Genomic DNA, 23,982 nt, shown 5'->3' on the forward strand with positions numbered 1-23,982 from the left:
CCTTATCCCTCCTTTTTCGGGAGGTATTTCTCGATATACTCCGGCTTGATCCGCTTCAGCTCCGACTTGGGCAGAATGGAGAGCAGCTCCCAGCCCAGGTTCAGGGTCTCCTCGATGGAGCGGTTCTCATCGCTGCCCTGGGAGACATAGCGCTTTTCAAACTCGTCAGCGAACTTGGCGTACAGCAGGTCGGTGGGGGAGAGGGCGGCCTCGCCCAGGATGCTCATGAGCTCCTTGTTCTCCTTACCGGTGGCGTAGGCGGCGAAGAGCTGGTTCATGGTGCCGGCGTGGTCCTCCCGGGTCTTGCCCACGCCGATGCCCTTATCCTTCAGACGGCTCAGGGAGGGCAGCACATCCACGGGGGGATTGACGCCCTTCCGGTAGAGCTCACGGGAGAGGATGATCTGCCCCTCGGTGATGTAGCCGGTGAGGTCGGGGATGGGGTGGGTCTTGTCGTCCTCGGGCATGGTGAGGATGGGGATCATGGTGATGGAGCCGGGGCAGCCCAGACGGCGGCCGGCCCGCTCGTACATGGTGGCCAGGTCCGTGTAGAGGTAGCCGGGGTAGCCGCGGCGGCCCGGGACCTCCTTCTTGGCCGCCGACACCTCACGAAGGGCCTCGGCGTAGTTGGTGATGTCGGTGAGGATGACCAGCACGTGCATGCCATTCTCAAAGGCCAGGTACTCGGCGGCGGTGAGGGCCATACGGGGGGTGGCGATACGCTCGACGGCGGGGTCGTTGGCCAGATTGGTGAAGAGGACGGTGCGGTCGATGGCGCCGGTGCGGCGGAAGTCCTGGATGAAGAAGTCGGACTCCTCGAAGGTGATACCGATGGCGGCAAAGACCACGGCAAAGTTGCCGGCGTCGTCGCCCAGCACGCGGGCCTGACGGGCGATTTGGGCGGCCAGGTTGGCGTGGGGCAGACCGGAGCCGGAGAAGATGGGCAGCTTCTGACCACGGACCAGGGTGTTCAGGCCGTCAATGGTGGAAATGCCCGTCTGAATAAACTCGTTGGGGTAGTCACGGGCGGCGGGGTTCATGGCCAGGCCGTTGATGTCCCGGAACTCCTCGGCCAGGATGTCGGGGCCGCCGTCGATGGGCCGGCCCATGCCGTTGAAGACGCGGCCCAGCATGTCGCCGGAGACGCCCAGCTGCAGGGGGTGACCCAGGAAACGGATCTTGGACTCCTTCAGGTTGATGCCGGCGGAGGGCTCGAAGAGCTGGACCACGGCGTTGTCGCCGTTGACCTCCAGCACCTTGCAGTGACGCAGGTCACCGTTGGGCAGCTCGATCTCGCCCAGCTCGTCGTAGGTGACCCCCTGGACCTGCTTGACCAGCATCAGAGGGCCGTTGATCTCCTGGATGGTACGATATTCACGGATCATGCGTCTTCACCTCCCTTGGCCGCCACGGCGTCGATCTCCTGGGCCATTTCCTTGTCCATTTCGGCGTAAACGGCGGCGTACTCGCTGTCGGGGACGGTCTTGGCCCGGCCCATCTTCTCCCGGAAGGGGATGGCGAAGAGCTCGGTGACGCTGGCGCCCTTGGCGATGGCGGCCCGGCAGCGCTGGTCGTACTCCAGGATCATGCCCAGCATCTTGTCCTGGCGGTCGTAGTTGGAGTACCAGTCCACCTCCAGGAAGCCATTCTGCTGGAGGAAGTCCTCACGGAGCATCTTGGCGGTCTCCAGGGTGAGCTGGTCGCCGGCGGACAGGGAGTCCTTGCCCACCAGCTGGACGATCTCGTTGAGGCTGGCCTCCTCCTGGAGGATGGACATGGCCTTGTCGCGGTTCATCATGAACTGCTTGCCCAGGTGCTCATCGTACCAGGGCTTCAGGGAGTCCAGATACAGGGAGTAGGAGTTGAGCCAGTTGATGGCGGGGAAGTGGCGGCGGTAGGCCAGGGAGGAGTCCAGGGCCCAGAACACCTTGACGATACGCATGGTGGCCTGGGAGACGGGCTCGGAGAGGTCGCCGCCCGGAGGGGACACGGCGCCCACGGCGGTCAGGGAGCCCCGGCGGTCACCCTGGGAGGTGATGCACTCCACGGAGCCGGCCCGCTCGTAGAACTGGGCCAGACGGGAGGCCAGGTAGGCGGGGTAGCCCTCCTCGCCGGGCATCTCCTCCAGACGGCCGGACATCTCACGCAGGGCCTCGGCCCAGCGGGAGGTGGAGTCGGCGATGACGGCCACGTCGTAGCCCATGTCGCGGAAGTACTCAGCAATGGTGATGCCGGTGTAGATGGAGGCTTCACGGGCGGCCACGGGCATATCGGAGGTGTTGGCGATGAGGACGGTCCGCTTCATGAGGGACTCGCCGGTACGGGGGTCCACCAGCTCGGGGAACTCCCGGAGCACGTCGGTCATCTCGTTGCCGCGCTCGCCGCAGCCGATGTAGATGACGATATCCACGTCGGACCACTTGGCCAGCTGGTGCTGCATGACGGTCTTGCCGGAGCCGAAGGGTCCGGGGATGGCGGCGGTGCCGCCCTTGGCCACGGGGAAGAGGGCGTCCACGATACGCTGGCCGGAGAGCAGAGGGGTCTTGGGGGGATACTTGTGCTTGTAGGGCCGGCCCACGCGGACGGGCCACTTCTGCACCATGGTGAGGTTATGCTTCTCCCCCTTGTCGTCCACCAGCACGGCCACGGTGTCCAGCACGGTAAAGGAACCGGACTTGATGGACTCGATGGTGCCGCTCATTCTAGGGGGGATCATGATCTTGTGGAGGACGGAGGGGGTCTCCTGGACGGTGCCGATAACGTCGCCGCCCACCACCTTGTCGCCCTTCTTGGCGGTGGCCACGAAGTCCCACTTCTTCTCCCGGTCCAGGGCGGGGACTTCGATGCCGCGGGTGATGGTGGAGCCGGCGATCTTCATGATGCCCTCCAGGGGGCGCTGGATGCCGTCGTAGATGTTTTCGATGAGGCCGGGGCCCAGCTCCACGGACAGGGGGGAGCCGGTGGTCTCCACCGCCGCGCCGGGACCCAGGCCGGAGGTCTCCTCGTAGACCTGGATGGAGGCCGAGTCGCCGTTCATGGTGAGGATCTCACCGATGAGGCGCTGCTCGCCCACGCGGACCACGTCGGCCATGTTGGCGTCCGAAAGTCCGGTGGCCACCACCAGCGGTCCGGAGACTTTGACAATCTTTCCGCTCAAATATTTCGACCTTCTTTCGGGTGATTTCAATGATGGGCTTACCCGCCGAGAATATCGGCACCCACGGCCCGCTCCACAGACTTCTTCACGTTGGCCATGCCGATGCCCAGGGAGCCGGACTTGCCGGGGATGAGGATGATGGCGGGGGTGAGGGCGTCCTTGTAGCGGGCGATCTCGTGCTCCAGCCCGGCGGCCAGCTCCTCGGTGAGGTAGATGATGGCGGTGTTCTCCTTGGCCAGGCGGTGGAGGATCTCGCGGGCGGCCTCCACCGTCTCGGCGGGGTAGACGTCCAGCCCCAGGGCCTTGAAGCCTAGCACGCTGTCCTGGTCCCCCAGCACGGCGATGCGGTAGTTCTCGTTAGACATAGCTCTCACGCAGCCTTTCCCGGATGGTCTCGGCGTCCAGACCGGCCAGACGGCCGGTGAGGATGATCCGGATGGTGGTCAGCTCGCTCTCCTTGGCGTAGAGGTAGCCGATGAGGGGGTGCTCACCGAAGGCCACCCGCTTGCCCTGGGAGAGGTAGGCGGTGAGGGCGTTGTCGCACAGCCGCTCAAACTGGGTGAGGCTGCCCCCCCGCATGGCCTCGGCACCCTCCTGGGCCGCCGCGGTGAGGTAGGTGTGGGTAAAGACCCCCGCCAGATCGGCGGCGCCGGTGCCGGCGGAGAGCAGGCTGTCGGTCTTCACGTTGCCCCCGGGCAGCAGCACCCGGCGCAGGAAGTCGGGGCCCTTGCCCATGCGGGCGGCGCGGACCACCGAGCGCAGGTTCACGCTGTCGATGGACAGCCGCACATACCCCTCCAGGAAGGGACTGCGGGCGGCCTTGGCGGCGGCGAGCATCTCGGTGTAATAGGCCTGGTCCAGCAGCAGGTCGGCAGCCTGGGGGTCGCCGCTGGAGGCCAGCAGCTCCTTGGCCTGGGCCACCGCCTGGGCGAAGGTGGCGCTGTACCGGCTCAGATCGCCCTGGACGTAGTCCTCCTTGAGGCGCCCGGCGGGATAGCGCCCGGCGTCCAGCAGCAGCTCGTCGGGGGACTGGCCGGTGGCCTCGGCCTTCACCAGGACCTTGGCGTTGTGATAGTCATATTTGATGCAGAACACGTCCACGATGGCCGGGTCGGGGGCGGCGCGGCGCAGCTCGGCGAAGAGAGCCAGCCGGGCCGCGTCCAAAGTCTGCTCGATGGCGGCGGGGGTGAGGGACGGAAAGTCCCCGTAGCCGCACTCGGCGAGCACCTTGGCCGCCTCCTCCGCACTGCGGGCGGAGAGCATCCGCTCCATCCGATCCCGGGTCAGGAGCTTGGTCTCCATAGCGTGGATGCGGGCGGAGATATAGAGGTAGTCGTATTCCTTCAGTTTTTTGGCCACGTTACACCCTCCTTTCCATGTGGCGTTGGGCCGTCATGCGAACAGAGCCCTGGCCACCTCGGCGGAGAGGGCGTCCCGCTGGAGGTGGATGAGCACCTCAAAGGAGCAGTTGGTCTCCACCCGGCCATCCCGGAGGATGAGACCGCCGGCCATGGGCCGGGACTCCTCGGCCAGGGTGAGCCTGCCGGCGCTCTCGTCGGCCCGGGGACCGGCCTTCTTGGCCAGCATGTCGTTGGCCATGGTCACGACCTGCTTGCCGTAGCGGGAGCGGTCCTTCTGGGAGAAGATGACCTGCTCGTGTCCGGTGCGGGAGGCGGCCACGGCCAGCTTGGCCAGCAGGGCGATGTACTCCTGGTCGGGGAGCTCCAGCAGCTTCTTCAGGGCCAGGTCGAAGGCCTGCCCCACCATGTCCTGCCTGGCGGCCAGAATGGTCTTCCGGGCCTCCAGCTTGGCCACGTCCACCAGCCGCTCCTGACGGAGGGCGGCGTCCTGCTCGCCCTTACGGCGGATGGCCTCCGCCTGGGTCTGGGCCTGGGACTCATACCGGGCCTCGATCTCCTGGGCCTGGGCGCGGGCCTGGTCCAGGGCGGCGTCGATCTCCTTCTGGACGTCGGCGTCGATCTGACCGGTGATTTTTTCGATTCCGTTCATAGGTTACCGCCTTTCCTTCCTGTCTCGTTGCGGAGAAGCACCCTTACAGGGCGTTCATCAGCAGCAGCACGGAGGCCAGCAGAGACAGGATGGCGTAGAACTCAACGATACCGCAGAGGATGATGCCCTTGGCCCAGTCGTCGGGCTTCTTGGCAACCACGTTGATGGCGGAGGCGGCCACGCGGCCCTGATAGATGGCGGACAGCCAGCCGCCGATGGCCATGGGGATGCAGGAGACGAAGATGGTCAGGCCCTGGGTGACGGTGAGGTCCACAATACCGCCGGAGAAGGCGCCCATGGTGAAGAGGGCGAAGAACCAGATGACCAGGCCGTACAGACCCTGGGTGCCGGGGAGGACCTGAAGGATCAGGCACTTGGAGAAGTGCTCGGGATTCTCACTCAGAAGGCCGGTGGCAGCCTCGCCCACCATGCCGGTGCCCTTGGCGGAGCCCACGCAGCACAGGCCAACCGCCAGAGCGGCGCCAAGGAAAGCCAGACCAATTCCGCCAAACGACTCAAAAAATGCCAACATGTTATTGTTCCTCCTTGATGTCTACATATTTGGTGTTGATAAGCAGGGGACGGAAGGGCTTGCCGCCCTCCTTGTAGAACCGCCCGAAGAACTCCAGACACTGGAGCCGCAGGTCATGGACGTAGCAGCCCAGCAGGTTCAGGGCGAAGTTGAGCATGTTGCCGATGAGGGAGATGATGACGAAGCCCACCACGTTGCCGGTCACCGAGCCCAGGGTATTGAAGACCTGGGCGATGACGCTGCCGGCCAGCATCAGGGCCATGAGCCGGGCGTAGGAGAGGATGTCGCTGAAGAAACCGGTAGCGCCGTTGTACACCGTACCAATGAGGGAGGTGAGCTTGCCGAAGCCCTTGGCGTTCCGGGTGCCGGCGAAGAGGAGCATCACCAGGCCCACAATGAGGACCACGGGATAGCCGCCCACGCTGCCGATGCCCAGCACCGCCAAGGCGATGCCGGCCAGGATGACCCACCAGGTGACCTCATCCCACAGGGCGTCGGCCCAGTCGCCGGCCTGTACCTTCCGCACCACGCTGATGACCATGCCGGTGATGACCTGTAAAAGGCCCAGGGCCAGGGAGCCCACCAGGATGGCCAGGGTGTCGGTGAGAGGGGTGAAGAGGGCGGGGAGGGAGGTGAAGGTGGTATTGGGGTCGATGATCTTGGCGATCTGGGGAATGAAGTCCCCCAAAAAGCCGCCGGTCAGCGCACCCATAATAAAGGTGCTGATGCCGCAGAGGACCAGAAGACCGGCCATATCCTCCATGGTGCCCTTAGGGCGCATCTTCTTGAGCATGAAGAGGCCGCCGGCCACCATCAGGATGCCATAGGCCATATCGGCCATCATGAGGCCAAAAAAGAAGATAAAGAAGGGGGCCATGAGGGGGTTGGGGTCCACCCCGTCATAGGCGGGGAGGACATACATGTTGGTGACCATGTTGAGGGGCTTGGTCAGGATATTGTTTTTGAGCTGGATGGGCACCTGAGGGTACTCCTCCGGCTCCGGATCAGAGGCCTCCCAGGCCGCCGCGTGCTGGGAGAGCAGAGCCTCCACCCGGCCCAGTTTGTCCGCAGGCACCCAGCCCTCCAAAAAGAGGGTCGCGCCGGTGGAAAGGAGACGGCTCTTGACCTCTTCCCGCTGCACATCCTGGGTAAGCCGGTCAATGGTCAGGCGAAGGGCCTCGCGGTGATCCACTTCCTGGCCAATGGCCTGCTTGCACGCCTCCAGCTCATTGGAGAGGGCGGAGAGCTGGGCGTCGATGGCGTCGGTGTTGGCCCGGGCAGTGCCCGTCCAGCCCCGGAGGGAGGCGGGGGTGAAGCCGAAGGTCTTGAGGACGCCCATGGCCTCCTCCTCGGCGGAGCGGTGGCACAGCACCAGCACATACTGGAACTCCCGGTCCCGGCCGGCCCAGTTGAGCTGCGCCAGCTCGGTGACCGCCGCAAGGGCGGTCTCCACGGCGTGCCGGTCGGCGCTGCCGGAGACGGCGCCGAAGGTCACCGACACCTCGCGGGTGGAGGGGGTGTCCAGAGGGGTGTCCAGCTCCAGCCAGGGGGCCAGGGCGGCCTTCTGGGCGGTGAGCTTGCTCTGCTCGTTGTAGATGGCTGCGATACGGGTGTCCCGGTCAGAGATGCGCTGGGCGGCCTCCATGGCCTCCTGCCGCACCGACTCGTCGAAGAGCTGGGCCTCAGTGACCATGGGGCGGGCCTGGAACATGCCGCCCTTGGAGGGGGCATAGTGGTTGAGAAGGTCCAGGGCGGCCCTCAGCCGGTCAGCCTTGGCCTTGGTGTCGGCCAGCGCCGTGTCATCCACCCGGGCAAAGGAGGCCCACTCCGGATCGGAGAGCTCCTGGTCGGGCTCCCGGATCTCCACGCAGCCCAGGTGCTGGAGCTGCCGGAGCAGTTCCTCCCGGTCTGCGGCCATAGCGAAGAGCCGCAGGTGTTTCATTTTGACTATGGACATGAGTCTCCCACTACCCTTCTGATAATGAGTGCCGCAGCGTCGTCCAGCCGGCCGGCCGCCGCCTTGCGCAGAGCGTCACAGGACTTTTTGGTCTCCTGCTCCACGGCCTGCGCGTCCTTTGCCGCAGCTGCTTCCGCCTTGGCTAACGCTTCTGCCGCCTGGGCTTCCGCCGCGCGCCGGGCCTGGTCCAGCTTGGCCTTCCCAGCCTCTTCCGCGTCGGATACCAGCTTCTTACACGCCTCGGCCGCCTCCGCCCTACGGGCACGGGCCTTTTCCTCGGCCTCGGTCACCCTTTGGACTGCTTCCAAAGACATTCCATCACCGCCTTTCAGATGCAGTTGATCCCATCTGCTGGAATACTGCCCCAGAATACTTATCATCATACACGCTTTTACCGGCAAAATCAACTCAAAAACACGGACCACTTTTTAAATTGGTAGTACCACAAGAAAAAATTTTGGAGAGCTCGCACAAGATAAAATCCTGTCGAGCTCTCCAAATAGACAAATATACTGGAATGATTTACAAACTATGTGTAAAAAGTAAGAATATGGTATAAAAAATTTTTTACGAAAAGGAAATTTCGGCCCAGACAAGGCAACAGAGCCGAATTGGCATGGCTTTTGCCAGGCTTCAGGTCCACAAGGCCCAGCTCCGGTCCTCGGGGCCGGCCTGTGCGGCGATGGACACCAAATCCGACTTGGGCGCCTCCAGACCGGCCTGGGCCAGCAGCTCCTCGCAGGCGTCCCGTTCCTCACTCAGCCCCCATACCCATACCCGGTCCACTGCGGAGGCCATGGTCAGGGTCTGACCGCTCTGACTGGCGCCGCCGGCGGTGAGGGCGGCGGGGTCGGCCACCACCGAGAGCCGGACCTGGGGGTAGGCGGCCTCCAGAGCAGCGGCTACCTGGGTATAAAAGGCCTGGACCGTCTGGGCCAGGGTGTCGGGCTCGTAGGCGGCGCCGGTGAGGATGGCGTCCAGGTTTCCGGCGAGGGGGAAGGCGGCGTAGTCCAACAGGATCTCGTCAAAGCCCAGCCCAGCCAGCTCCAGACACAGGTCAGTGATGTATTGCTGGTTCTCCTGGTAGGCGGGGGAGAGCCAGCGGATGCCGTCGCTGTCCAGCCAGTTTCCGCCGGAGGAGCGGAGGGCCAGGTCGTTGCGGTAGCGGGGCATGGTATTGTCCCGGAAGCAGGAGAGACGGGCCACGGTGTAAAGGTCCTGCTGGGCATTGAGGGCGGCGATGGCCTCGTTGGTGCCGGTGGCGGCGTTGACCCCGGCGCTGACGGCCAGGGGGGAGGCCGAGACGAAGGCCAGGGCGCCGTCATCGGCCTTCATGTCGAAGAGGGCGGCGGTGGCGCCGGCCTGCTCCAGCTGGGTCTGGACAGAGCCGTCAGTGAGGGCTGACTGGGGTAGCAGCAGGGCGTGGAGAAGCTCCTCCGGCTCGGGTTCGGGGGTGAGCACCACCAGGGGCTGAGAGACGGAAGGCAGGGGAGCGGAGTCCTCCTCGTTCTCCTGAACCCAGGGGAGGAGGAGCCGGCCTCCGTCGGCGGAGTAGACCCAATAGGGCTCCAGGAAGAAGAGGGCGGCCACCGAGAGGACCAGCACCACCGCCAGGAGGACGGCGATGACCTTCAAGGGGGTGCTGAGGGCGGAGCGGCCCCGGTAGCTGGAGTAGCAGCCCCGGCCATAAGAGCGATTCCGTCTCATCTCAGAGTCCTTCCTCCTCCTCAAACTGCTCCCCGGCGCGCTCCTTTGCCAGCAGGGCCTCGTCCAGCCGGAGCAGGGCACGGGCCACCATGTCACGATCCTCGGCTGTCATGGTGGAGAGCACCGAGTCAAAATAGCCGCCCACGTTGGCCTCGGCCCGTTCCCGCAGGGACTGATATTTGTCGGTGACCGCCACATAGATGACCCGGCGGTCCTCCCCGGAGCGGACCCGCCGGGCCAGCTCCAGCTTCTCCAGCCGGTCCACGATGCCGGAGACGGTGGAGTTGGCGCTCCCTGTCCGCTCGGCCAGGGAGCTGATGGGTAGGGGGCCTTCTTCGCCCAGCACGTTGAGAACCAGGGCCTGGGGAAAGGTCAGCTGAAGACGGCCAAAATGACTGCGGAACAGCCGGGACATGTGCTGCGACACCCGCAGATAGGTCATCAGGATATCAATGGAACCGTTCATCGCTGGATACTCCTTTCCACAAAGGGGCAGATCAATACTTACGCCATCAAAGCATATCTCTTTCCGCCGCCTGCGTCAATTCTTCCAGAGAAAGGTTAACGAAATGTTTATACTTTCTTCACCCGCAAAAAACAAGATCCCTACCTTAATATATAATAGCAAAACGGGCGAAAAAGGAGGAAAGATGCCGGACGGCGGTTGTCCTTGGGGAGAGGCACAGAAAAACCTTGGGAACACAGAGATTTTTGTGTGATTTGTGCTTGACATTGACGGGCATCTGTTATATCATAATCAAGCGCCTTTAAGGGCGCAGTCTGCGATGATGTAGGAGATTGCTCAGAAATGAGGTAACTTCTACGGAGTATGTCCGTTGATCGGGCGGCTGAGAGATCTCATGCGCTTGGCGTATATCGCCGCGCTTGGATGGGACCGGCCGGCTTTTAGCATGCCGGTCTTGTTTATGCCTCGGAGTGATACGCACGAGAGAGTGTATAAAAGATTTCTCACCGTACGGAGCGGCAAGGCAAGCAGAACCACTTCGTATGTTTTTCAAGGAGGAACAAACCATGGCAGCTCAGAAGGAAATGATCCGCATCCGCCTCAAGGCTTACGATCACCAGCTCATCGACCAGAGCGCTGAGAAGATCGTGGAGACCGCCAAGCGCACCGGCGCCACCGTGTCCGGCCCCGTGCCCCTTCCCACCAAGAAGGAGGTCGTGACCATCCTGCGCGCCGTCCACAAGTACAAGGACTCCCGTGAGCAGTTCGAGCGGCGCACCCACAAGCGCCTCATCGACGTCATCAAGCCCTCCCCCAAGACCGTGGAGGCTCTGATGGCTCTGGAGCTCCCCGCCGGCGTCGAGATCGAGATCAAACTCTGATCCACGCACGCCGCGCATCCCACTGTTTGCACCGCGGTCCGCCGCGTTTTGAGGCGGACGGGTCAAGTCGGCAGAGCAATGTGAGTCCAATGCACACCTCTCCCGACCAATAACCTTAACAAGGAGGAAGTCACACTATGGAAAAGGCGATCATCGGCAAGAAAGTGGGCATGACCCAGATCTTCGATGAAGCCGGCCACGTCATCCCCGTTACCGTCATCGAGGCGGGCCCCTGCACCGTGGTGCAGAAGAAGACCGCTGAGAAGGACGGCTACGAGGCCGTGCAGCTGGGCTACGAGGACGTTGCCGAGAAGAAGCTCACCAAGCCCGAGCTGGGCCACCTGAAGAAGGCTGGCGACGCCCGGAAGAAGTACCTCAAGGAGTTCAAGCTCTCCAACACCGCCGCCCTCAACGTGGGCGACGAGATCAAGGTGGACACCTTCGCTGAGGGCGACCGCGTGGACGTCACCGGCGTCAGCAAAGGTAAGGGCTACGCCGGCGTTGTGAAGCGCTACGGCGCCGGCCGCACCCCCACCACCCACGGCGGCGGTCCTGTGCACCGTCACGCCGGTTCCATGGGCCCCGCCACCGATCCCTCCCGGATCTTCAAGGGCAAGATCGGCGCCGGCCACATGGGCGACGAGCAGGTCACTGTCCTGAATCTGGACGTGGTCAAGGTGGACAATGAGCTGGGCATCATCGCTGTCCGCGGCGCCATCCCCGGCCCCAAGGGCGGCATCGTGTACGTGCGCAACTCCGTGATCAACGTCAAGGAGAAGGGCGCCGCTGCCAACGCCAGCATCAACCCGCAGAAGGCCTCCGCCCGCGTCAATCCCCAGAAGGCTTCCGCCCGTAACAAGTAAGAAAGGAGAGAGACCAAATGCCTAAGGCAATCGTTGTTAACATGACCGGCGCTCAGATCGGCGAAGTGGAGCTCTCCGAAGCTGTGTTCGGGATCGAGCCCAACGAGACCGTCGTCCACGCCGTTGTGAAGAATCACCTGGCCAACTGCCGCCAGGGCACCCAGTCCGCCCTCACCCGCGCCGAGGTCTCCGGCGGCGGCATCAAGCCCTACCGTCAGAAGGGCACCGGCCGCGCCCGTCAGGGTTCCACCCGGGCTCCCCAGTGGACCCACGGCGGCATCGTGTTCGCCCCCAAGCCCCGGTCCTACCGCTACACCCTCAACAAGAAGGTGCGCCGCCTGGCTCTGAAGAGCGTCCTCTCCGCCAAGGCCGCCGAGGGCAACGTGATCGTGGTGGACAGCCTGACCGTCCCCGAGATCAAGACCAAGACCGTCCAGAGCTTCCTCAACGCCGTGAACGCCGGCAAGGCCGTGCTGGTCACCCCTGAGGTGGACATGAACGTGGTCAAGTCCGCCCGGAACATCCCCGGCGTGTCCGCCACCACCGCCAAGCTCATCAACGTCTATGACATCCTGAATGCCAAGCAGCTCATCGTGGACAAGGCTGCGCTGGCCGTCATCGAGGAGGTGTTCGCGTAATGACTAAGGCTTATGACATCATCAAGCGCCCCATCATCACCGAGAAGTCCATGTCGATGACCGAGGACAAGCGCTACACCTTTGAGGTCGCCAAGGACGCCAACAAGATCGAGATCGCCAAGGCGGTGGAGGAGATCTTCGGCGTGAAGGTGGCCAAGGTCAACACCATCAACATGTATGGCAAGGAGAAGCGCCTGGGCCGTTACCCTGCTGGCCGCCGCGCCTCCTGGAAGAAGGCCATGGTCACTCTGACCGCCGACTCCAAGGCCATCGAGTTCTTTGAGGCGTAAGGAGGAGAAGAGGAATGGCAATCAAGACTTATAAGCCCACGACGCCCTCCCGCCGCCACATGACCGTGTCGGCCTTCGAGGGCATCGACAAGAAGGCCAAGCCCGAGCGCAGCCTGATTGAGAACCTGAAGAAGAACGCCGGCCGCAACAGCTACGGCCGCATCACCGTCCGCCACCGCGGCGGCGGCAACAAGCGCAAGTACCGCATCATCGACTTCAAGCGCCAGAAGGACGGCGTTGAGGCCACCGTGATCCGCCTGGAGTACGACCCCAACCGCTCTGCCAACATCGCCCTCATCCAGTACACCGACGGCGAGAAGGCCTATATCCTGGCTCCCGTGGGCCTGAAGCCCGGCCACAAGATCGTGTCCGGCCCCGAGGCCGACATCCTGCCCGGCAACTGCCTGCCCATCGCCAACATCCCCGTGGGCGAGCTCATCCACAACATCGAGCTCTACCCCGGCAAGGGCGCCCAGCTGGTGCGCTCCGCCGGTGTGGCCGCCCAGCTGATGGCCAAGGAGAACGGCATGGCTCAGGTCCGCCTCCCCTCCGGCGAGGTCCGCTATATCCGTGAGGAGTGCAAGGCCTGCATCGGTCAGGTGGGCAACACCGACCACGCCAACATCCAGATCGGTAAGGCCGGCCGTAAGCGCCACATGGGCTGGCGGCCCACCGTCCGCGGCTCCGTCATGAACCCCAATGACCACCCCCACGGCGGCGGCGAGGGCAAGAGCCCCGTCGGTCGTCCCGGCCCTGTTACCCCCTGGGGCAAGCCGGCCATGGGCTACAAGACCCGCAAGACGAAGAACCGTACTGAGAAGTTCATCGTCAAGCACCGCAACGCGAAGTAAGGAGGCTGTGAAACATGTCCAGAAGCATTAAGAAAGGCCCGTTTTGCGCCCCCGAGCTGCTCAAGCGGGTCGATGAGATGAACAAGACCGGGGACAAGAAGGTCCTGAAGACCTGGAGCCGTGCCTCCACCATCTTCCCCGCCTTCGTCGGTCACACTTTCGCCGTCCACGACGGCCGCAAGCACGTGCCCGTCTATGTGACCGAGGATATGGTCGGCCACAAGCTGGGCGAGTTCGCCCCCACCCGCACCTTCAAGGGTCACGCGGGCGCCAAGTCCGGCAAGTAAGGAGGAGAGAGATAGTATGGAAGCCAAAGCACATCTGAGATATGTCCGGATCTCTCCCCGCAAGGTGCAGATCGTCTGCGACCTGATCCGTGGGAAGAGCGTGGCCCAGGCCACCGCGATCCTGATGAATACCCCCAAGGCCGCCTCTGAGCCCATGCTCAAGCTCCTCAAGAGCGCCGCGGCCAACGCCGAGAACAACCACGGGATGGACCCCGAGAAGCTGTATGTCTCCGAGACCTTCGCCACCCCCGGCCCCATCATCAAGCGCATGATGCCCCGGGCCCAGGGCCGCGGCTACCGGATCAACAAGCGCACTTCTCACGTCACCATCGCTGTGGAAGAGCGCTAAAGGGAGGAGGCAGAATCTATGGGACAGAAAGTGAATCCCCACGGCCTGCGCGTGGGTGTTATCAAGGATTGGGACTCCCGCTGGTATGCCCGCAATGAGAAGGTGGGCGACCTGCTGGTCGAGGACAACAAGATCCGCAACTACCTGAAGAAGACCCTGTATTCCGCCGGCATCCCCAAGATCGAGATCGAGCGGGACAACGCCAAGGTGCGCATCTACCTGCACTGCGCCCGTCCCGGCGTGGTCATCGGCAAGGGCGGCACTGAGATCGAGCGCATCCGCCTCGAGGTCGAGAAGATGATCGGCAAGAGCGTGGCCCTCAACATCGTTGAGGTCAAGAACCCCGATATGGACGCCCAGCTGGTGGCTGAGAACATCGCCCAGCAGCTGGAGAAGCGTATCGCCTTCCGCCGCGCCATGAAGAACGCCATGGGCCGCGCCATGCGTATGGGCGCCCTGGGCATCAAGGTGCAGTGCTCCGGCCGTCTGAACGGCGCCGAGATCGCCCGCACCGAGCACTATCACGACGGCACCATCCCCCTGCAGACCCTCCGCGCCGACATCGACTACGGCTTTGCCGAGGCCGCTACCACTTACGGCCGCATCGGTGTGAAGTGCTGGATCTACAAGGGCGAGGTCCTCTCCCAGGCCCTGCGGACCACCCCCCGCACCCTGGACACCAAGAACTTCAAGGAGCGCCCCGACCGTCCCCGCCGCCGCGACGACCGCAAGTTCGGCGATCGCAAGCCCGGCTTTGGCGGTGACCGGAGAAACGGCGACCGCGGCCCCCGTCAGGGCGGCTTCAACCGTCCCCAGGGTGGGGCCCGTCCTCAGGGCGGCGCCCGTCCCGCCGCTCCCGCTGCACCTAAGGAAGGAGGCGCCAACTAATGCTGCTGCCTAAGAGAGTGAAATACCGCCGCGTCCACCGCGGCCGCATGAAGGGCAAGGCCACCCGTGGCAACACCGTCACTTACGGTGAGTTTGGCCTCCAGGCCACCGAGCCCGCCTGGATCACCTCCAACCAGATCGAGGCCGCCCGTATCGCCATGACCCGTTACACCAAGCGTGGCGGTAAGGTCTGGATCAAGATCTTCCCCGATAAGCCCATCACCGAGAAGCCCGCTGAGACCCGCATGGGTTCCGGTAAGGGCTCCCCCGAGTACTGGGTGGCCGTGGTCAAGCCCGGCCGTGTCATGTTTGAGATCGCCGGCGTCTCCGAGGAGGTCGCCCGCGAGGCCCTGCGTCTGGCCTCCCACAAGCTGCCTGTCAAGTGCAAGATCGTGGCGAAGCAGACCGCCGAGACCGAGAATGGTGGTGAATAATGATGAAGGCAACTGAGGTACGCAAGATGTCCGCTGCTGAGCTGGACGCCAAGCTGCTGGACCTGAAGAAGGACCTGTTCCAGCTCCGGCTGCAGCACGCCACCAATCAGCTCGACAACCCCATCCGCATCGCGGAGGTCAAGAAAGACATTGCCCGAATCAAGACCGTGATCCGTGAGCAGCAGCTCGCAGGCCGATAAGAAGGAGGAAATAGAAGATGGAAAACAGAACTTCTTCCCGCAAGACCAGAGTCGGCCTGGTTGTCTCTGATAAGATGGATAAGACCGTGGTTGTGGCCATCGCCGACCGTGTGGCCCACCCTCTGTATAAGAAGATCGTCAAGCGGACCTACAAGCTCAAGGCCCATGACGAGATGAATTCCTGTGGCGTGGGTGACCGCGTCAAGGTGATGGAGACCCGCCCCCTGTCCAAGGACAAGCGCTGGCGCGTGGTCGAGATCATCGAGAAAGCGAAGTAAGGAGGTGCCGTTATGATTCAGCAGGAAAGCTATCTGAAGGTCGCCGATAATACCGGCGCCAAGGAGATCAAGACCATCCGTGTGCTGGGCGGCTCCAAGCGCAAGTTCGGCAACATCGGCGATGTGATCGTGGCCTCCGTCCGCAAGGCTCAGCCCGGCGGCACCGTGAAGAAGGGCGAGGTCGTCAAGGCCGTTATCGTCCGTTCCTCCCGGGGCGTCCGCCGCGCCGACGGCAGCTATGTCCGTTTCGACGACAACGCCGCCGTTCTCATCAAGGACGACAAGAATCCCCGCGGTACCCGTATCTTTGGGCCCGTGGCCCGCGAGCTGCGCGACAAGGATTACATGAAGATCCTGTCCCTGGCTCCCGAAGTGCTGTAAGGGGGTAGGAGAGAACATGAACAAGATGAGCATCAAGAAGGACGACCTGGTGGTCGTGCTCTCCGGCAAGGATAAGGGCAAGCAGGGCAAGGTCCTGGCCGTCATGCCCAAGGAGAGCAAGGTGATCGTGGAGAAGGTCAACGTGGTCTCCCGTCACACCAAGCCCCGCAAGCAGGGCGAGGAGGGCGGCATCCTGAAGAAGGAAGCCCCCATCTATGCCTGCAAGGTGCAGAAGGTCTGCCCCAAGTGCAACAAGCCCACCCGCATCGGCCACAAGGTCGAGGGTGACAAGAAGGTCCGCATCTGCAAGAAGTGCGGCGCCGAGATCTGAGAGAGGAGGAGAATAGACAATGGCTGATAAGAAAGTGCCTAACCTGAAGGCGAAGTACCTGGCCGAGGTCGCTCCTGCTCTCATGCAGAAGTTCGGCTATAAGAGCACCATGCAGATCCCCAAGCTGGACAAGATCGTGGTCAACTGCGGCTGCGGCGAGGCCCGGGACAACTCCAAGGTCCTGGAGGCTGTCGTGGGCGACCTGACCAAGATCACCGGCCAGAAGGCCATCATCACCAAGGCCAAGAAGTCCGTGGCCAACTTCAAGCTCCGTGAGGGCATGCCCATCGGCGCCAAGGTCACCCTCCGCGGCGACCGTATGTGGGAGTTCCTGGATCGTCTCTTCAACGTGGCTCTGCCCCGTGTGCGTGACTTCCGGGGCATCAACCCCAACGCCTTCGACGGCCGCGGCAACTATGCCCTGGGCCTGAAGGAGCAGCTCATTTTCCCCGAGATCGAGTATGACAAGATCGACAAGATCCGCGGCCTGGACATCGTGTTCTGCACCACCGCTCAGACCGACGAAGAGGCCAAGGAGCTGCTGACCCAGATCGGCGCTCCCTTCGCCCAGGCGTAAGGAGGAGAATGACAAATGGCTAAGAAATCTATGATCCTCAAGCAGCAGCGTGAGCCCAAGTTCTCCACCCGGCGCTACAACCGGTGCAAGATCTGCGGCCGTCCCCACGCTTACCTGCGTGACTACGGCATCTGCCGTATCTGCTTCCGCGAGCTGGCTTATAAGGGCCAGATCCCCGGCGTGAAGAAAGCCTCTTGGTAAATCTCGTTCCGCCATGCTGCGTTGCGGCGGCTCGACGTACACAAAGTACGCCTTCGCCGCCACGCCTTGCCTGACGAAAAGATCTTCACCAAGCCGCTCCCAAGGGAGCGTTCCAAAGGCCCAAAAGCTGTCAGAGGGGCGGCCTCGTGCCGCCCCCACCACGGCTTTTGAATAAATCCCCAGCCGGTGGTCAACAGGTCGGAGCCCACCTAGCTCCGATACCTTCCGCCGAAACAGGCTGCGGCCTGTAACTCTATAAGGAGGTAAAGTCTCATGCATATCACGGACCCCATTGCGGATATGCTCACCCGCATCCGCAACGCGAACAACGCCAAGCATGACACCGTGGACGTGCCCGCGTCCAACATGAAGAAGTCCATCGCCCAGATCCTGCTGGATGAAGGCTATATCAAGAACTTCCAGCTGATCGACGACGGCACTCAGGGCGTGATCCGCATCACCCTGAAGTACAACGCCAACAAGGAAAAGGTCATCACCGGCCTTCGCCGTGTTTCCAAGCCCGGCCTGCGGGTGTACGCCGGAGCCGACGAGCTCCCCCGTGTCCTCCGCGGACTGGGTATCGCCATCGTGTCCACGTCCAAGGGCGTCATGACCGACAAGGCTGCCCGTGCGCAGCATGTCGGCGGTGAAGTCCTGGCCTTCGTGTGGTAAGGAGGGAGAGAGAGAAATGTCTAGAATCGGAAGAGCGCCTATCTCTGTTCCCGCCGGCGTGGAAATCACCATCGGCAGCGACAATCTGGTCACTGTGAAGGGCCCCAAGGGCTCCCTCACCCAGCAGCTCAGCCCCGCCATGACCATCAGCCAGGAGGGCAGTGAGCTCCTCGTGAAGCGTCCCAACGACGCCAAGGAGAACCGTGCCCTGCACGGCCTGACCCGCAGCCTGCTCCACAACATGGTGGTGGGCGTCACCGACGGCTTCAAGAAGGAGCTGGACGTCAACGGCGTCGGCTACCGTGTGGCCAAGGAGGGGAAGAAGCTGGTCATGAACCTGGGCTTCTCCCATCAGGTCACCATGGAGGAGCCCGAGGGCATCTCCATCGACGTGCCCAACCCCAACAAGATCGTCATCTCTGGTGCCGACAAGCAGAAGGTGGGCCAGTTTGCTGCCGAGGTCAGAGAGAAAAGACCCCCCGAGCCTTACAAGGGCAAGGGTATCAAATACACTGACGAGGTCATCCGCCGCAAGGAAGGCAAGACCGGCGTCAAGAAGAAATAAGGAGGTGTGCCTAAATGATCAACAGACCCAATACCAACGCTCAGCGGCTTAAGCGCCACAAGAGAGTGCGCGGAAAAATCTCCGGCACGCCCGAGAGACCCCGTCTGAACGTGTTCCGCAGCGAGACCAACATCTACGCCCAGATCATCGACGATGTGGCCGGTAAGACCCTGGTCTCCGCTTCCTCCCTGGAGAAGAGCTTCCACTGCGACGGCACCAAGACCGACGCCGCCAAGATGGTGGGTCAGCTGGTGGCCGAGCGCGCCAAGGCCGCCGGTATCACCACCGTGGTCTTCGACCGTGGCGGTTACGTCTACCACGGCCGGGTCCAGGCCCTGGCCGAGGGCGCCCGTGAGGGCGGCCTGGAATTTTAAGGGGAGGAGAGAACGAACATGGCTAGATTTGAAAGAGAACCCAGCGAGTTCACCGAGAAGCTCGTTTCTCTGAACCGCGTCAGCAAGACCGTTAAGGGCGGCCGTATCTTCAAGTTCGCCGCTCTCATGGTCGTGGGCGACGAGAAGGGCCGCGTGGGCTTCGGCCTGGGCAAGGCCGCTGAGGTGCCCGAGGCCATCCGCAAGGGCATCGAGGACGCCAAGAAGAACATGATCAATGTGAGCCTGTCCGGCACCACCATTCCCCACGAGGTCATTGGTGAGTTCGGCGCCGGCCGCGTGCTGCTGAAGCCCGCCGGCCCCGGTACCGGCATCATCGCCGGCGGCCCTGTCCGTGCCGTCATGGAAGCCGCCGGCATCAAGGACATCCGTGCCAAGTGCCTGCGCTCCAACAATCAGCAGAACGTGGTCTCCGCCACCTTCGAGGGCCTGAAGGCTCTCCGTGGTCCCGAGGAGGTCGCCCGTGTCCGCGGCAAGAGCGTGGACGAGATCGTAGGTTAAGGAGGGCTAGAAATGGCTAAGCTGAACATCAAGCTGGTCAAGAGCCTGAACGGCCGCATTGCCAAGCACAAGGCGACTGCCGAGGCTCTGGGCCTGCGCAAGATCGGCGACACCACCGTGCAGCCCGACAACGAGGCTACCCGCGGCAAGATCGCCCATATCGGTTACCTGCTCCAGGTCACCGAGGAACAGTGAGGAGGTGCGCGAAATGAATCTGCATGAACTCTCCCCCGCGCCCGGCTCTGTCAAGAGCGCCTTCCGTAAGGGCCGCGGTCATGGCTCCGGCAACGGCAAGACCGCCGGCCGCGGCCACAAGGGCCAGTGGGCCCGTTCCGGCGGCGGTGTCCGCGCCGGCTTTGAGGGCGGCCAGATGCCTCTGGTCCGCCGCATCCCCAAGCGGGGCTTCAACAACATCTTCGCCAAGCCCCTGGAGATCGTCAACGTCTCCAGCCTGAATAAATTTGAAGATGGGGCCACCGTCAACGTCTGCGATCTTCTGGAGATGGGTATCCTCTCCAAGTGTGAGTACGGCGTGAAGATCCTGGGCAACGGCAGCCTCGAGAAGAAGCTGACCGTCCGGGCCAACGCTTTCTCCGCCTCCGCCAAGGAGAAGATCGTGGCGGCAGGTGGAAAGTACGAGGTGGTCTGAAGTGATCCAGACCATCCGTAATGCCTGGAAGATTCCTGAGCTGCGGAAGAAGATCATGTTCACCATCTTCGCCCTGCTCATCTTCCGGCTGGGCACTGCGGTCCCTGTTCCCTTTGTGAATAAGGAACTGCTGGGCAACTATCTCAACAGCATGAGCGGCACCATCTTCGGCATGATCAACGCCATGAGCGGCGGTGCCTTCGCCACCGCCACGGTGTTTGCCCTAGGCGTGCAGCCCTATATCAACAGTTCGATCATCATCCAGCTGCTCACCGTCGCCATCCCCGCTCTGGAGCGTCTCCAGAAGGAGGGCGGCGAGGAGGGCCGGAAGAAGATTGCGGCCATCACCCGCTACACCACCGTGGGCATCGCCCTGCTGCAGGGCTTTGGCTACTACACCCTCATCCGCACCAACAACCTGCTGGATCTGGGCGGCATGAACGGCATCTGGGCCGGCATCGTGATCGTCCTCAGCTTCACCGCCGGTTCCGCCTTTGTCATGTGGCTGGGTGAGCAGATCACCGAGTTCGGCATCGGCAACGGCATCTCCATCATCCTCTTTGCCGGCATCGTCTCCCGCGTGCCCACCATGGTCATGACCATGTGGGTCGGAGTCCAGGCCTCCTTTGCCGAGTCTCCCGCCGAGGGCACCTTTGTGCTCCCCTGGTGGGGCGCCATCCTCATCCTCATCGGTATGCTGGCCATCGTGGTCCTCATCGTCTTTATCTCCAACGCCGAGCGCCGTCTGCCCGTGCAGTACGCCAAGCGGATGGTGGGCCGGAAGATGTATGGCGGCCAGTCCAGCCACATCCCCATGAAGGTGAACATGTCCGGCGTCATGCCCATCATCTTCGCTCAGTCCATCGCCTCCCTGCCTGCCACCATCGGCATGTTCGCCGGCTGGACCACCGAGAGCGAAGGCTTCGGCGGCGGTCTGATGCGGGTCTTCGACACCACCGGTGTCCTCTACTCCGTCATCTACTTCCTGCTGATCCTGGGCTTCAGCTATTTCTACTCCACCATGCAGTTCAACCCCATTGAGGTGGCCAACAACCTGAAGAAGAACGGCGGCTTCATCCCCGGCTTCCGTCCCGGCAAGCCCACCGCCGACTTCATCAGCAAGGTCCTCAACAAGATCACCCTGTTCGGCGCCATCTACCTGTCCATCATCGCCATCGCCCCCATCGTGACCCAGAACCTGATTGGTGTGCGGAACCTGGCCATCGGCGGTACCTCTATCATCATCGTGGTCAGCGTGGCGCTGGAGACCGTGAAGTCTCTGGAGGCCCAGATGCTCATGCGTCACTATAAGGGCTTCCTGGAGTAAGGAGGTAAGTGGGTATGAAGCTGATCCTGTTAGGGCCTCCGGGTGCCGGTAAGGGCACCCAGGCCGAGATCCTTTCCCGCGACCTGAACATCCCCACCATCTCTACAGGCAACATCCTCCGTGCCGCCGTCAAGGCCGGCACCCCCATCGGCCTGAAGGCCAAGAGCTATATGGATGCCGGCAAGCTGGTACCCGACGAGGTCATCATCGGCATCATCCAGGAGCGCCTGACTGAAGCCGACTGCGCCAATGGTTTCATTCTGGACGGTGTGCCCCGCACCATCGCCCAGGCTGAGGCCCTGGAAGCCCACGGCATCCAGTTTGACCACGTCATTTCCCTGGAGATCTCCGATGAGGCCATTGTCAAGCGCATGGACGGCCGTCGTGTCTGCGCCAAGTGCGGCACCCCCTTCCATGTGGAGTCCAAGCCCCCCAAGACTGCCGGCGTCTGTGACCTGTGCGGCGGCGAGCTGGTGGAGCGGGACGACGACAAGCCCGAGACCGTCCGGGCCCGCCTGGTGGTCTACCACGACGAGACCGAGCCCCTGAAGCACTTCTATCAGGAGCGCGGCAAGCTCAATGTGGTGCCCGGCGACCTGGGCACCATCGAGGATACCACCCGGGCCATCAAGCAGGTCCTGGAGGCATCCCATTGAACATGATCTCCATTAAATCCGACCGTGAGATCGAGCTCATGCGCCGGGCTGGGGCCCTGACGTCCCAGGCCCGTGCGCTGGCCGGTTCCATGGTCAAGCCGGGGGTCTCCACACTGGAGATCGACCATGCGGTGCGCGACTTCATCCGCTCCCATGGCGCTGAGCCCTCCTTCCTCAATTACAGCGGCTACCCCGGCTCCGCCTGTATCTCCATCAACGAAGTGGTCATCCACGGCATTCCGGATCACCGGAAGCTGGTGGAGGGCGATATCGTCAGTGTGGATGTGGGTGCCTATCTGGACGGCTTCCACGGGGACTGCTGCGGCACGTTTGCCTGCGGCAAGATCTCCCCGGAGGCCCGGCGGCTCATCGATGTGACCCGCCAGAGCTTCTTCGAGGGCATCAAGATGGCCACCCCGGGCCACCGGGTGAGTGACATCTCCCACGCGGTACAGCAGTATGTGGAGAAAAACGGTTACTCTGTGGTCCGCAGCTTTGTGGGCCACGGCGTGGGCGCCAAGCTCCACGAGCCTCCGGAGGTGCCCAACTTCGGCCCCGCCGGACACGGTGCCCGGCTGCTGCCGGGCATGGTGCTGGCCGTGGAGCCCATGGTCAACGCCGGAAGCTGGGAGGTCCGGGTCCTGAAGGACGGCTGGACCACCGTCACGGTGGATGGCTCTCTGGCCGCCCACTATGAAAACACCATCCTCATCACCGAGGGGGAGCCCGAGCTCCTGACCCCCTTGGGCGGAGATCTCTGATGCAGGCATGCAGAGGCTGGATCGTCCGCTCCGCAGCGGGCCGGGATAAGGATACACTGCTGTGCGTCCTGGGACAGGAGGGGGACTACTTCCTCCTGGCCGACGGGAAACGCCGGAAGGTGTCCTCTCCCAAGCGGAAGAAGACAGGACATGTGGACATGGTGTGCCGGGGTACGTTCCGGCATCCGGCCATCCGGAAGCTGGAGGACGGACTCACGGTGTCCGACAGTGAGCTCAGGAGGGCCCTTGGGGCCTTCCGCCACCAAGGAGGGAACTAAGCTTGGCAAAAAGCGATATGATCGAGCTGGAGGGGATCGTCACCGAATCCCTGCCCAACACGACCTTCCATGTGGACATCGGAAATGGGCACATCATCCTGGCCCATATTTCCGGAAAGCTCCGCATGAACTTCATCCGGATCCTTCCCGGCGACAAGGTCACGGTGCAGATGTCTCCGTACGACCTGACCCGGGGCCGGATCACCTGGAGAAGCAAGTAATCCGTCCGCGGCCTGTGCCGCGGCTGAATGGGTGGCCTCCGCCCCCGGAAGCGCACGCTTCCCAGACCGGAGGAGCAGGACGGGTGGGCCCGCCTCAGGCGGCTCCGCCCTGCCACGACGTAAACGACCGGCGGCCGAGGGGCCTTGCCCCCGCCCCCGCCGGGGCCATCAGGCATTCATAGGAGGTTTCAACAATGAAAGTCAGACCGTCCGTGAAGCCCATGTGCGAGAAGTGCAAGATCATTAAGCGCAAGGGCAAAGTCATGGTTATTTGCGAAAACCCCAAGCACAAGCAGAGACAAGGTTAAAGGAGGCGCTGAAGAAATATGGCACGTATTGCCGGCATTGACCTGCCGAAGGATAAGCGAGTGGAGATCGGCCTCACTTACATCTTCGGCATTGGGCGCACCAGCGCCAACAAGATCCTGAAGGAGGCCGGGATCAACCCCGACACCCGCGTGAAGGATCTCACCGAGGACGACGAGGCCAAGCTGCGTGAAGTGATCGCCAACGGCTACACCGTGGAGGGCGACCTCCGCCGCGATGTCGCCATGGACATCAAGCGCCTGACCGAGATCGGCTGCTACCGCGGCATGCGGCACCGTAAGGGCCTGCCCGTCCGCGGCCAGCGCAGCAAGACCAACGCCCGTACCCGCAAGGGTCCCAAGCGTACCGTCGCCAA

At 63.0% G+C, this 23,982-nt stretch carries 38 protein-coding genes; 28 read left to right on the forward strand and 10 right to left on the reverse strand.

The window, feature by feature from the left end; all coding sequences use genetic code 11:
• Window positions 1-2: 2 nt before the first annotated feature.
• The 10 genes from Q0K15_RS03075 to Q0K15_RS03120 all read right to left on the reverse strand — a co-directional run bounded on the left by Q0K15_RS03075 (window position 3) and on the right by Q0K15_RS03120 (window position 9,829).
• The gene (locus tag Q0K15_RS03075; RefSeq protein WP_294511994.1) at window positions 3-1,385 is read right to left on the reverse strand and encodes a V-type ATP synthase subunit B; all 1,383 of its coding nucleotides are present in this window, start codon (window positions 1,383-1,385) and stop codon (window positions 3-5) included.
• Window positions 1,382-3,157: a V-type ATP synthase subunit A gene (locus Q0K15_RS03080; RefSeq protein WP_294511997.1), complete on the reverse strand. Its 1,776-nt coding sequence runs from the start codon at window positions 3,155-3,157 to the stop codon at window positions 1,382-1,384. The genes Q0K15_RS03075 and Q0K15_RS03080 overlap by 4 nt, the downstream gene beginning before the upstream one ends.
• Window positions 3,158-3,195: 38 nt before the next feature.
• Window positions 3,196-3,522 (reverse strand): V-type ATP synthase subunit F, encoded by a 327-nt coding sequence (locus tag Q0K15_RS03085; protein WP_294511999.1) that lies wholly within the window; start codon window positions 3,520-3,522, stop codon window positions 3,196-3,198.
• A complete protein-coding gene (locus Q0K15_RS03090; protein ID WP_294512002.1) occupies window positions 3,515-4,516 on the reverse strand; it encodes a V-type ATPase subunit in 1,002 nt (333 codons plus the stop codon). Before Q0K15_RS03090 ends, Q0K15_RS03085 begins: the two co-directional genes overlap by 8 nt.
• Before the next feature lie 33 nt (window positions 4,517-4,549).
• Window positions 4,550-5,167: a V-type ATP synthase subunit E family protein gene (locus tag Q0K15_RS03095; protein WP_294512005.1), complete on the reverse strand. Its 618-nt coding sequence runs from the start codon at window positions 5,165-5,167 to the stop codon at window positions 4,550-4,552.
• A 43-nt stretch (window positions 5,168-5,210) separates the two neighbouring features.
• A complete protein-coding gene (locus Q0K15_RS03100; RefSeq protein ID WP_294512009.1) occupies window positions 5,211-5,699 on the reverse strand; it encodes a V-type ATP synthase subunit K in 489 nt (162 codons plus the stop codon).
• A 1-nt stretch (window position 5,700) separates the two neighbouring features.
• The gene (locus Q0K15_RS03105; RefSeq protein ID WP_294512013.1) at window positions 5,701-7,656 is read right to left on the reverse strand and encodes a V-type ATP synthase subunit I; all 1,956 of its coding nucleotides are present in this window, start codon (window positions 7,654-7,656) and stop codon (window positions 5,701-5,703) included.
• On the reverse strand, window positions 7,647-7,970 hold the full coding sequence (locus Q0K15_RS03110) for a hypothetical protein (protein ID WP_294512016.1): 324 nt from the start codon (window positions 7,968-7,970) through the stop codon (window positions 7,647-7,649). The genes Q0K15_RS03105 and Q0K15_RS03110 overlap by 10 nt, the downstream gene beginning before the upstream one ends.
• A 319-nt stretch (window positions 7,971-8,289) precedes the next feature.
• Window positions 8,290-9,363 (reverse strand): putative glycoside hydrolase, encoded by a 1,074-nt coding sequence (locus tag Q0K15_RS03115; protein ID WP_294512019.1) that lies wholly within the window; start codon window positions 9,361-9,363, stop codon window positions 8,290-8,292.
• A gap of 1 nt (window position 9,364) precedes the next feature.
• The gene (locus Q0K15_RS03120) at window positions 9,365-9,829 is read right to left on the reverse strand and encodes a MarR family transcriptional regulator (RefSeq protein WP_294512021.1); all 465 of its coding nucleotides are present in this window, start codon (window positions 9,827-9,829) and stop codon (window positions 9,365-9,367) included.
• 566 nt (window positions 9,830-10,395) lie between these two features.
• Here Q0K15_RS03120 and rpsJ point away from each other — a divergent pair.
• From rpsJ to rpsM, 28 genes are all read left to right on the forward strand, one after another.
• A complete protein-coding gene (gene rpsJ / locus Q0K15_RS03125) occupies window positions 10,396-10,710 on the forward strand; it encodes a 30S ribosomal protein S10 (protein WP_033116914.1) in 315 nt (104 codons plus the stop codon).
• A gap of 137 nt (window positions 10,711-10,847) precedes the next feature.
• Entirely contained in the window at window positions 10,848-11,573 is a 726-nt protein-coding gene (gene rplC / locus Q0K15_RS03130; RefSeq protein WP_294512026.1) for a 50S ribosomal protein L3, read from the forward strand.
• Window positions 11,574-11,590: 17 nt separating this feature from the next.
• Entirely contained in the window at window positions 11,591-12,211 is a 621-nt protein-coding gene (gene rplD / locus Q0K15_RS03135; RefSeq protein WP_130848339.1) for a 50S ribosomal protein L4, read from the forward strand.
• Window positions 12,211-12,501 carry a 50S ribosomal protein L23 gene (rplW, locus tag Q0K15_RS03140; RefSeq protein ID WP_204739344.1) on the forward strand — a complete coding sequence of 97 codons (291 nt, stop codon included), beginning with the start codon at window positions 12,211-12,213 and terminating at the stop codon, window positions 12,499-12,501. Before rplD ends, rplW begins: the two co-directional genes overlap by 1 nt.
• A 14-nt stretch (window positions 12,502-12,515) precedes the next feature.
• Window positions 12,516-13,352, forward strand: coding sequence for a 50S ribosomal protein L2 (gene rplB, locus Q0K15_RS03145; RefSeq protein ID WP_294512029.1), 837 nt, complete (start codon window positions 12,516-12,518; stop codon window positions 13,350-13,352).
• Between the two features lie 14 nt (window positions 13,353-13,366).
• On the forward strand, window positions 13,367-13,639 hold the full coding sequence (gene rpsS / locus Q0K15_RS03150) for a 30S ribosomal protein S19 (RefSeq protein ID WP_130848336.1): 273 nt from the start codon (window positions 13,367-13,369) through the stop codon (window positions 13,637-13,639).
• 16 nt (window positions 13,640-13,655) lie between these two features.
• A complete protein-coding gene (rplV, locus tag Q0K15_RS03155; protein WP_130848335.1) occupies window positions 13,656-13,988 on the forward strand; it encodes a 50S ribosomal protein L22 in 333 nt (110 codons plus the stop codon).
• Window positions 13,989-14,006: 18 nt separating this feature from the next.
• Window positions 14,007-14,876: a 30S ribosomal protein S3 gene (gene rpsC, locus Q0K15_RS03160; protein ID WP_294512036.1), complete on the forward strand. Its 870-nt coding sequence runs from the start codon at window positions 14,007-14,009 to the stop codon at window positions 14,874-14,876.
• A complete protein-coding gene (gene rplP / locus Q0K15_RS03165; RefSeq protein ID WP_294512038.1) occupies window positions 14,876-15,310 on the forward strand; it encodes a 50S ribosomal protein L16 in 435 nt (144 codons plus the stop codon). Before rpsC ends, rplP begins: the two co-directional genes overlap by 1 nt.
• Window positions 15,311-15,312: 2 nt before the next feature.
• Entirely contained in the window at window positions 15,313-15,510 is a 198-nt protein-coding gene (gene rpmC, locus Q0K15_RS03170) for a 50S ribosomal protein L29 (protein ID WP_294512041.1), read from the forward strand.
• Between the two features lie 17 nt (window positions 15,511-15,527).
• Window positions 15,528-15,788: a 30S ribosomal protein S17 gene (gene rpsQ, locus Q0K15_RS03175; RefSeq protein ID WP_130848332.1), complete on the forward strand. Its 261-nt coding sequence runs from the start codon at window positions 15,528-15,530 to the stop codon at window positions 15,786-15,788.
• Window positions 15,789-15,800: 12 nt separating this feature from the next.
• Window positions 15,801-16,169, forward strand: a complete 369-nt coding sequence (rplN, locus tag Q0K15_RS03180) for a 50S ribosomal protein L14 (RefSeq protein ID WP_130848331.1) — start codon at window positions 15,801-15,803, stop codon at window positions 16,167-16,169.
• 16 nt (window positions 16,170-16,185) lie between these two features.
• Window positions 16,186-16,500: a 50S ribosomal protein L24 gene (gene rplX, locus Q0K15_RS03185; protein WP_294512046.1), complete on the forward strand. Its 315-nt coding sequence runs from the start codon at window positions 16,186-16,188 to the stop codon at window positions 16,498-16,500.
• A gap of 19 nt (window positions 16,501-16,519) precedes the next feature.
• Window positions 16,520-17,077, forward strand: a complete 558-nt coding sequence (gene rplE / locus Q0K15_RS03190) for a 50S ribosomal protein L5 (RefSeq protein WP_294512049.1) — start codon at window positions 16,520-16,522, stop codon at window positions 17,075-17,077.
• 15 nt (window positions 17,078-17,092) lie between these two features.
• Window positions 17,093-17,278 (forward strand): type Z 30S ribosomal protein S14, encoded by a 186-nt coding sequence (locus Q0K15_RS03195; RefSeq protein WP_033116900.1) that lies wholly within the window; start codon window positions 17,093-17,095, stop codon window positions 17,276-17,278.
• A 273-nt stretch (window positions 17,279-17,551) separates the two neighbouring features.
• Window positions 17,552-17,950, forward strand: a complete 399-nt coding sequence (rpsH, locus tag Q0K15_RS03200) for a 30S ribosomal protein S8 (protein ID WP_130848328.1) — start codon at window positions 17,552-17,554, stop codon at window positions 17,948-17,950.
• Window positions 17,951-17,966: 16 nt separating this feature from the next.
• Entirely contained in the window at window positions 17,967-18,515 is a 549-nt protein-coding gene (rplF, locus tag Q0K15_RS03205; protein ID WP_294512055.1) for a 50S ribosomal protein L6, read from the forward strand.
• A gap of 14 nt (window positions 18,516-18,529) precedes the next feature.
• Complete coding sequence (rplR, locus tag Q0K15_RS03210; protein ID WP_294512057.1) at window positions 18,530-18,889, forward strand: 50S ribosomal protein L18; 360 nt, start codon at window positions 18,530-18,532, stop codon at window positions 18,887-18,889.
• Between the two features lie 18 nt (window positions 18,890-18,907).
• The gene (gene rpsE / locus Q0K15_RS03215) at window positions 18,908-19,408 is read left to right on the forward strand and encodes a 30S ribosomal protein S5 (protein WP_130848325.1); all 501 of its coding nucleotides are present in this window, start codon (window positions 18,908-18,910) and stop codon (window positions 19,406-19,408) included.
• A 12-nt stretch (window positions 19,409-19,420) separates the two neighbouring features.
• Entirely contained in the window at window positions 19,421-19,603 is a 183-nt protein-coding gene (gene rpmD / locus Q0K15_RS03220; protein ID WP_033116895.1) for a 50S ribosomal protein L30, read from the forward strand.
• 13 nt (window positions 19,604-19,616) lie between these two features.
• Window positions 19,617-20,057 carry a 50S ribosomal protein L15 gene (gene rplO / locus Q0K15_RS03225; RefSeq protein WP_130848324.1) on the forward strand — a complete coding sequence of 147 codons (441 nt, stop codon included), beginning with the start codon at window positions 19,617-19,619 and terminating at the stop codon, window positions 20,055-20,057.
• A gap of 1 nt (window position 20,058) precedes the next feature.
• Window positions 20,059-21,384: a preprotein translocase subunit SecY gene (gene secY, locus Q0K15_RS03230; protein ID WP_294512062.1), complete on the forward strand. Its 1,326-nt coding sequence runs from the start codon at window positions 20,059-20,061 to the stop codon at window positions 21,382-21,384.
• A gap of 14 nt (window positions 21,385-21,398) precedes the next feature.
• On the forward strand, window positions 21,399-22,040 hold the full coding sequence (locus Q0K15_RS03235; RefSeq protein WP_294512065.1) for an adenylate kinase: 642 nt from the start codon (window positions 21,399-21,401) through the stop codon (window positions 22,038-22,040).
• A gap of 2 nt (window positions 22,041-22,042) precedes the next feature.
• The gene (map, locus tag Q0K15_RS03240) at window positions 22,043-22,801 is read left to right on the forward strand and encodes a type I methionyl aminopeptidase (protein WP_294512078.1); all 759 of its coding nucleotides are present in this window, start codon (window positions 22,043-22,045) and stop codon (window positions 22,799-22,801) included.
• A complete protein-coding gene (locus Q0K15_RS03245) occupies window positions 22,801-23,079 on the forward strand; it encodes a KOW domain-containing RNA-binding protein (RefSeq protein WP_294512067.1) in 279 nt (92 codons plus the stop codon). The genes map and Q0K15_RS03245 overlap by 1 nt, the downstream gene beginning before the upstream one ends.
• A gap of 2 nt (window positions 23,080-23,081) precedes the next feature.
• Window positions 23,082-23,300 (forward strand): translation initiation factor IF-1, encoded by a 219-nt coding sequence (gene infA / locus Q0K15_RS03250; protein ID WP_033116889.1) that lies wholly within the window; start codon window positions 23,082-23,084, stop codon window positions 23,298-23,300.
• Window positions 23,301-23,494: 194 nt separating this feature from the next.
• A complete protein-coding gene (rpmJ, locus tag Q0K15_RS03255; RefSeq protein ID WP_006573428.1) occupies window positions 23,495-23,608 on the forward strand; it encodes a 50S ribosomal protein L36 in 114 nt (37 codons plus the stop codon).
• A gap of 18 nt (window positions 23,609-23,626) precedes the next feature.
• Window positions 23,627-23,982 (forward strand): 30S ribosomal protein S13 (rpsM, locus tag Q0K15_RS03260; RefSeq protein WP_294512072.1); only part of this gene is annotated, 356 nt, incomplete at its 3' end.

Source organism: uncultured Intestinimonas sp., assembly GCF_944387245.1.
Classification (GTDB): Bacteria; Bacillota; Clostridia; order Oscillospirales; family Oscillospiraceae; genus Intestinimonas.

Coding starts and splice junctions, on each gene's coding strand:
- rpmD (WP_033116895.1), top strand. CDS start 19,421: ATGGCTAAGCTGAACATCAAGCTGGTCAAGAGCCTGAACGGCCGCATT.
- rplB (WP_294512029.1), top strand. CDS start 12,516: ATGGCAATCAAGACTTATAAGCCCACGACGCCCTCCCGCCGCCACATG.
- rpsC (WP_294512036.1), top strand. CDS start 14,007: ATGGGACAGAAAGTGAATCCCCACGGCCTGCGCGTGGGTGTTATCAAG.
- Q0K15_RS03110 (WP_294512016.1), bottom strand. CDS start 7,970: ATGTCTTTGGAAGCAGTCCAAAGGGTGACCGAGGCCGAGGAAAAGGCC.
- rplR (WP_294512057.1), top strand. CDS start 18,530: ATGATCAACAGACCCAATACCAACGCTCAGCGGCTTAAGCGCCACAAG.
- rplO (WP_130848324.1), top strand. CDS start 19,617: ATGAATCTGCATGAACTCTCCCCCGCGCCCGGCTCTGTCAAGAGCGCC.
- Q0K15_RS03075 (WP_294511994.1), bottom strand. CDS start 1,385: ATGATCCGTGAATATCGTACCATCCAGGAGATCAACGGCCCTCTGATG.
- rpsH (WP_130848328.1), top strand. CDS start 17,552: ATGCATATCACGGACCCCATTGCGGATATGCTCACCCGCATCCGCAAC.
- Q0K15_RS03100 (WP_294512009.1), bottom strand. CDS start 5,699: ATGTTGGCATTTTTTGAGTCGTTTGGCGGAATTGGTCTGGCTTTCCTT.
- rplE (WP_294512049.1), top strand. CDS start 16,520: ATGGCTGATAAGAAAGTGCCTAACCTGAAGGCGAAGTACCTGGCCGAG.
- rplD (WP_130848339.1), top strand. CDS start 11,591: ATGCCTAAGGCAATCGTTGTTAACATGACCGGCGCTCAGATCGGCGAA.
- Q0K15_RS03115 (WP_294512019.1), bottom strand. CDS start 9,363: ATGAGACGGAATCGCTCTTATGGCCGGGGCTGCTACTCCAGCTACCGG.
- Q0K15_RS03095 (WP_294512005.1), bottom strand. CDS start 5,167: ATGAACGGAATCGAAAAAATCACCGGTCAGATCGACGCCGACGTCCAG.
- Q0K15_RS03235 (WP_294512065.1), top strand. CDS start 21,399: ATGAAGCTGATCCTGTTAGGGCCTCCGGGTGCCGGTAAGGGCACCCAG.
- map (WP_294512078.1), top strand. CDS start 22,043: ATGATCTCCATTAAATCCGACCGTGAGATCGAGCTCATGCGCCGGGCT.
- Q0K15_RS03120 (WP_294512021.1), bottom strand. CDS start 9,829: ATGAACGGTTCCATTGATATCCTGATGACCTATCTGCGGGTGTCGCAG.
- rplF (WP_294512055.1), top strand. CDS start 17,967: ATGTCTAGAATCGGAAGAGCGCCTATCTCTGTTCCCGCCGGCGTGGAA.
- rplC (WP_294512026.1), top strand. CDS start 10,848: ATGGAAAAGGCGATCATCGGCAAGAAAGTGGGCATGACCCAGATCTTC.
- Q0K15_RS03105 (WP_294512013.1), bottom strand. CDS start 7,656: ATGTCCATAGTCAAAATGAAACACCTGCGGCTCTTCGCTATGGCCGCA.
- rplW (WP_204739344.1), top strand. CDS start 12,211: ATGACTAAGGCTTATGACATCATCAAGCGCCCCATCATCACCGAGAAG.
- rplN (WP_130848331.1), top strand. CDS start 15,801: ATGATTCAGCAGGAAAGCTATCTGAAGGTCGCCGATAATACCGGCGCC.
- rplX (WP_294512046.1), top strand. CDS start 16,186: ATGAACAAGATGAGCATCAAGAAGGACGACCTGGTGGTCGTGCTCTCC.
- rpsJ (WP_033116914.1), top strand. CDS start 10,396: ATGGCAGCTCAGAAGGAAATGATCCGCATCCGCCTCAAGGCTTACGAT.
- rpsE (WP_130848325.1), top strand. CDS start 18,908: ATGGCTAGATTTGAAAGAGAACCCAGCGAGTTCACCGAGAAGCTCGTT.
- Q0K15_RS03245 (WP_294512067.1), top strand. CDS start 22,801: ATGCAGGCATGCAGAGGCTGGATCGTCCGCTCCGCAGCGGGCCGGGAT.
- rpmC (WP_294512041.1), top strand. CDS start 15,313: ATGAAGGCAACTGAGGTACGCAAGATGTCCGCTGCTGAGCTGGACGCC.
- Q0K15_RS03085 (WP_294511999.1), bottom strand. CDS start 3,522: ATGTCTAACGAGAACTACCGCATCGCCGTGCTGGGGGACCAGGACAGC.
- rplP (WP_294512038.1), top strand. CDS start 14,876: ATGCTGCTGCCTAAGAGAGTGAAATACCGCCGCGTCCACCGCGGCCGC.
- Q0K15_RS03195 (WP_033116900.1), top strand. CDS start 17,093: ATGGCTAAGAAATCTATGATCCTCAAGCAGCAGCGTGAGCCCAAGTTC.
- rplV (WP_130848335.1), top strand. CDS start 13,656: ATGGAAGCCAAAGCACATCTGAGATATGTCCGGATCTCTCCCCGCAAG.
- rpmJ (WP_006573428.1), top strand. CDS start 23,495: ATGAAAGTCAGACCGTCCGTGAAGCCCATGTGCGAGAAGTGCAAGATC.
- rpsS (WP_130848336.1), top strand. CDS start 13,367: ATGTCCAGAAGCATTAAGAAAGGCCCGTTTTGCGCCCCCGAGCTGCTC.
- rpsQ (WP_130848332.1), top strand. CDS start 15,528: ATGGAAAACAGAACTTCTTCCCGCAAGACCAGAGTCGGCCTGGTTGTC.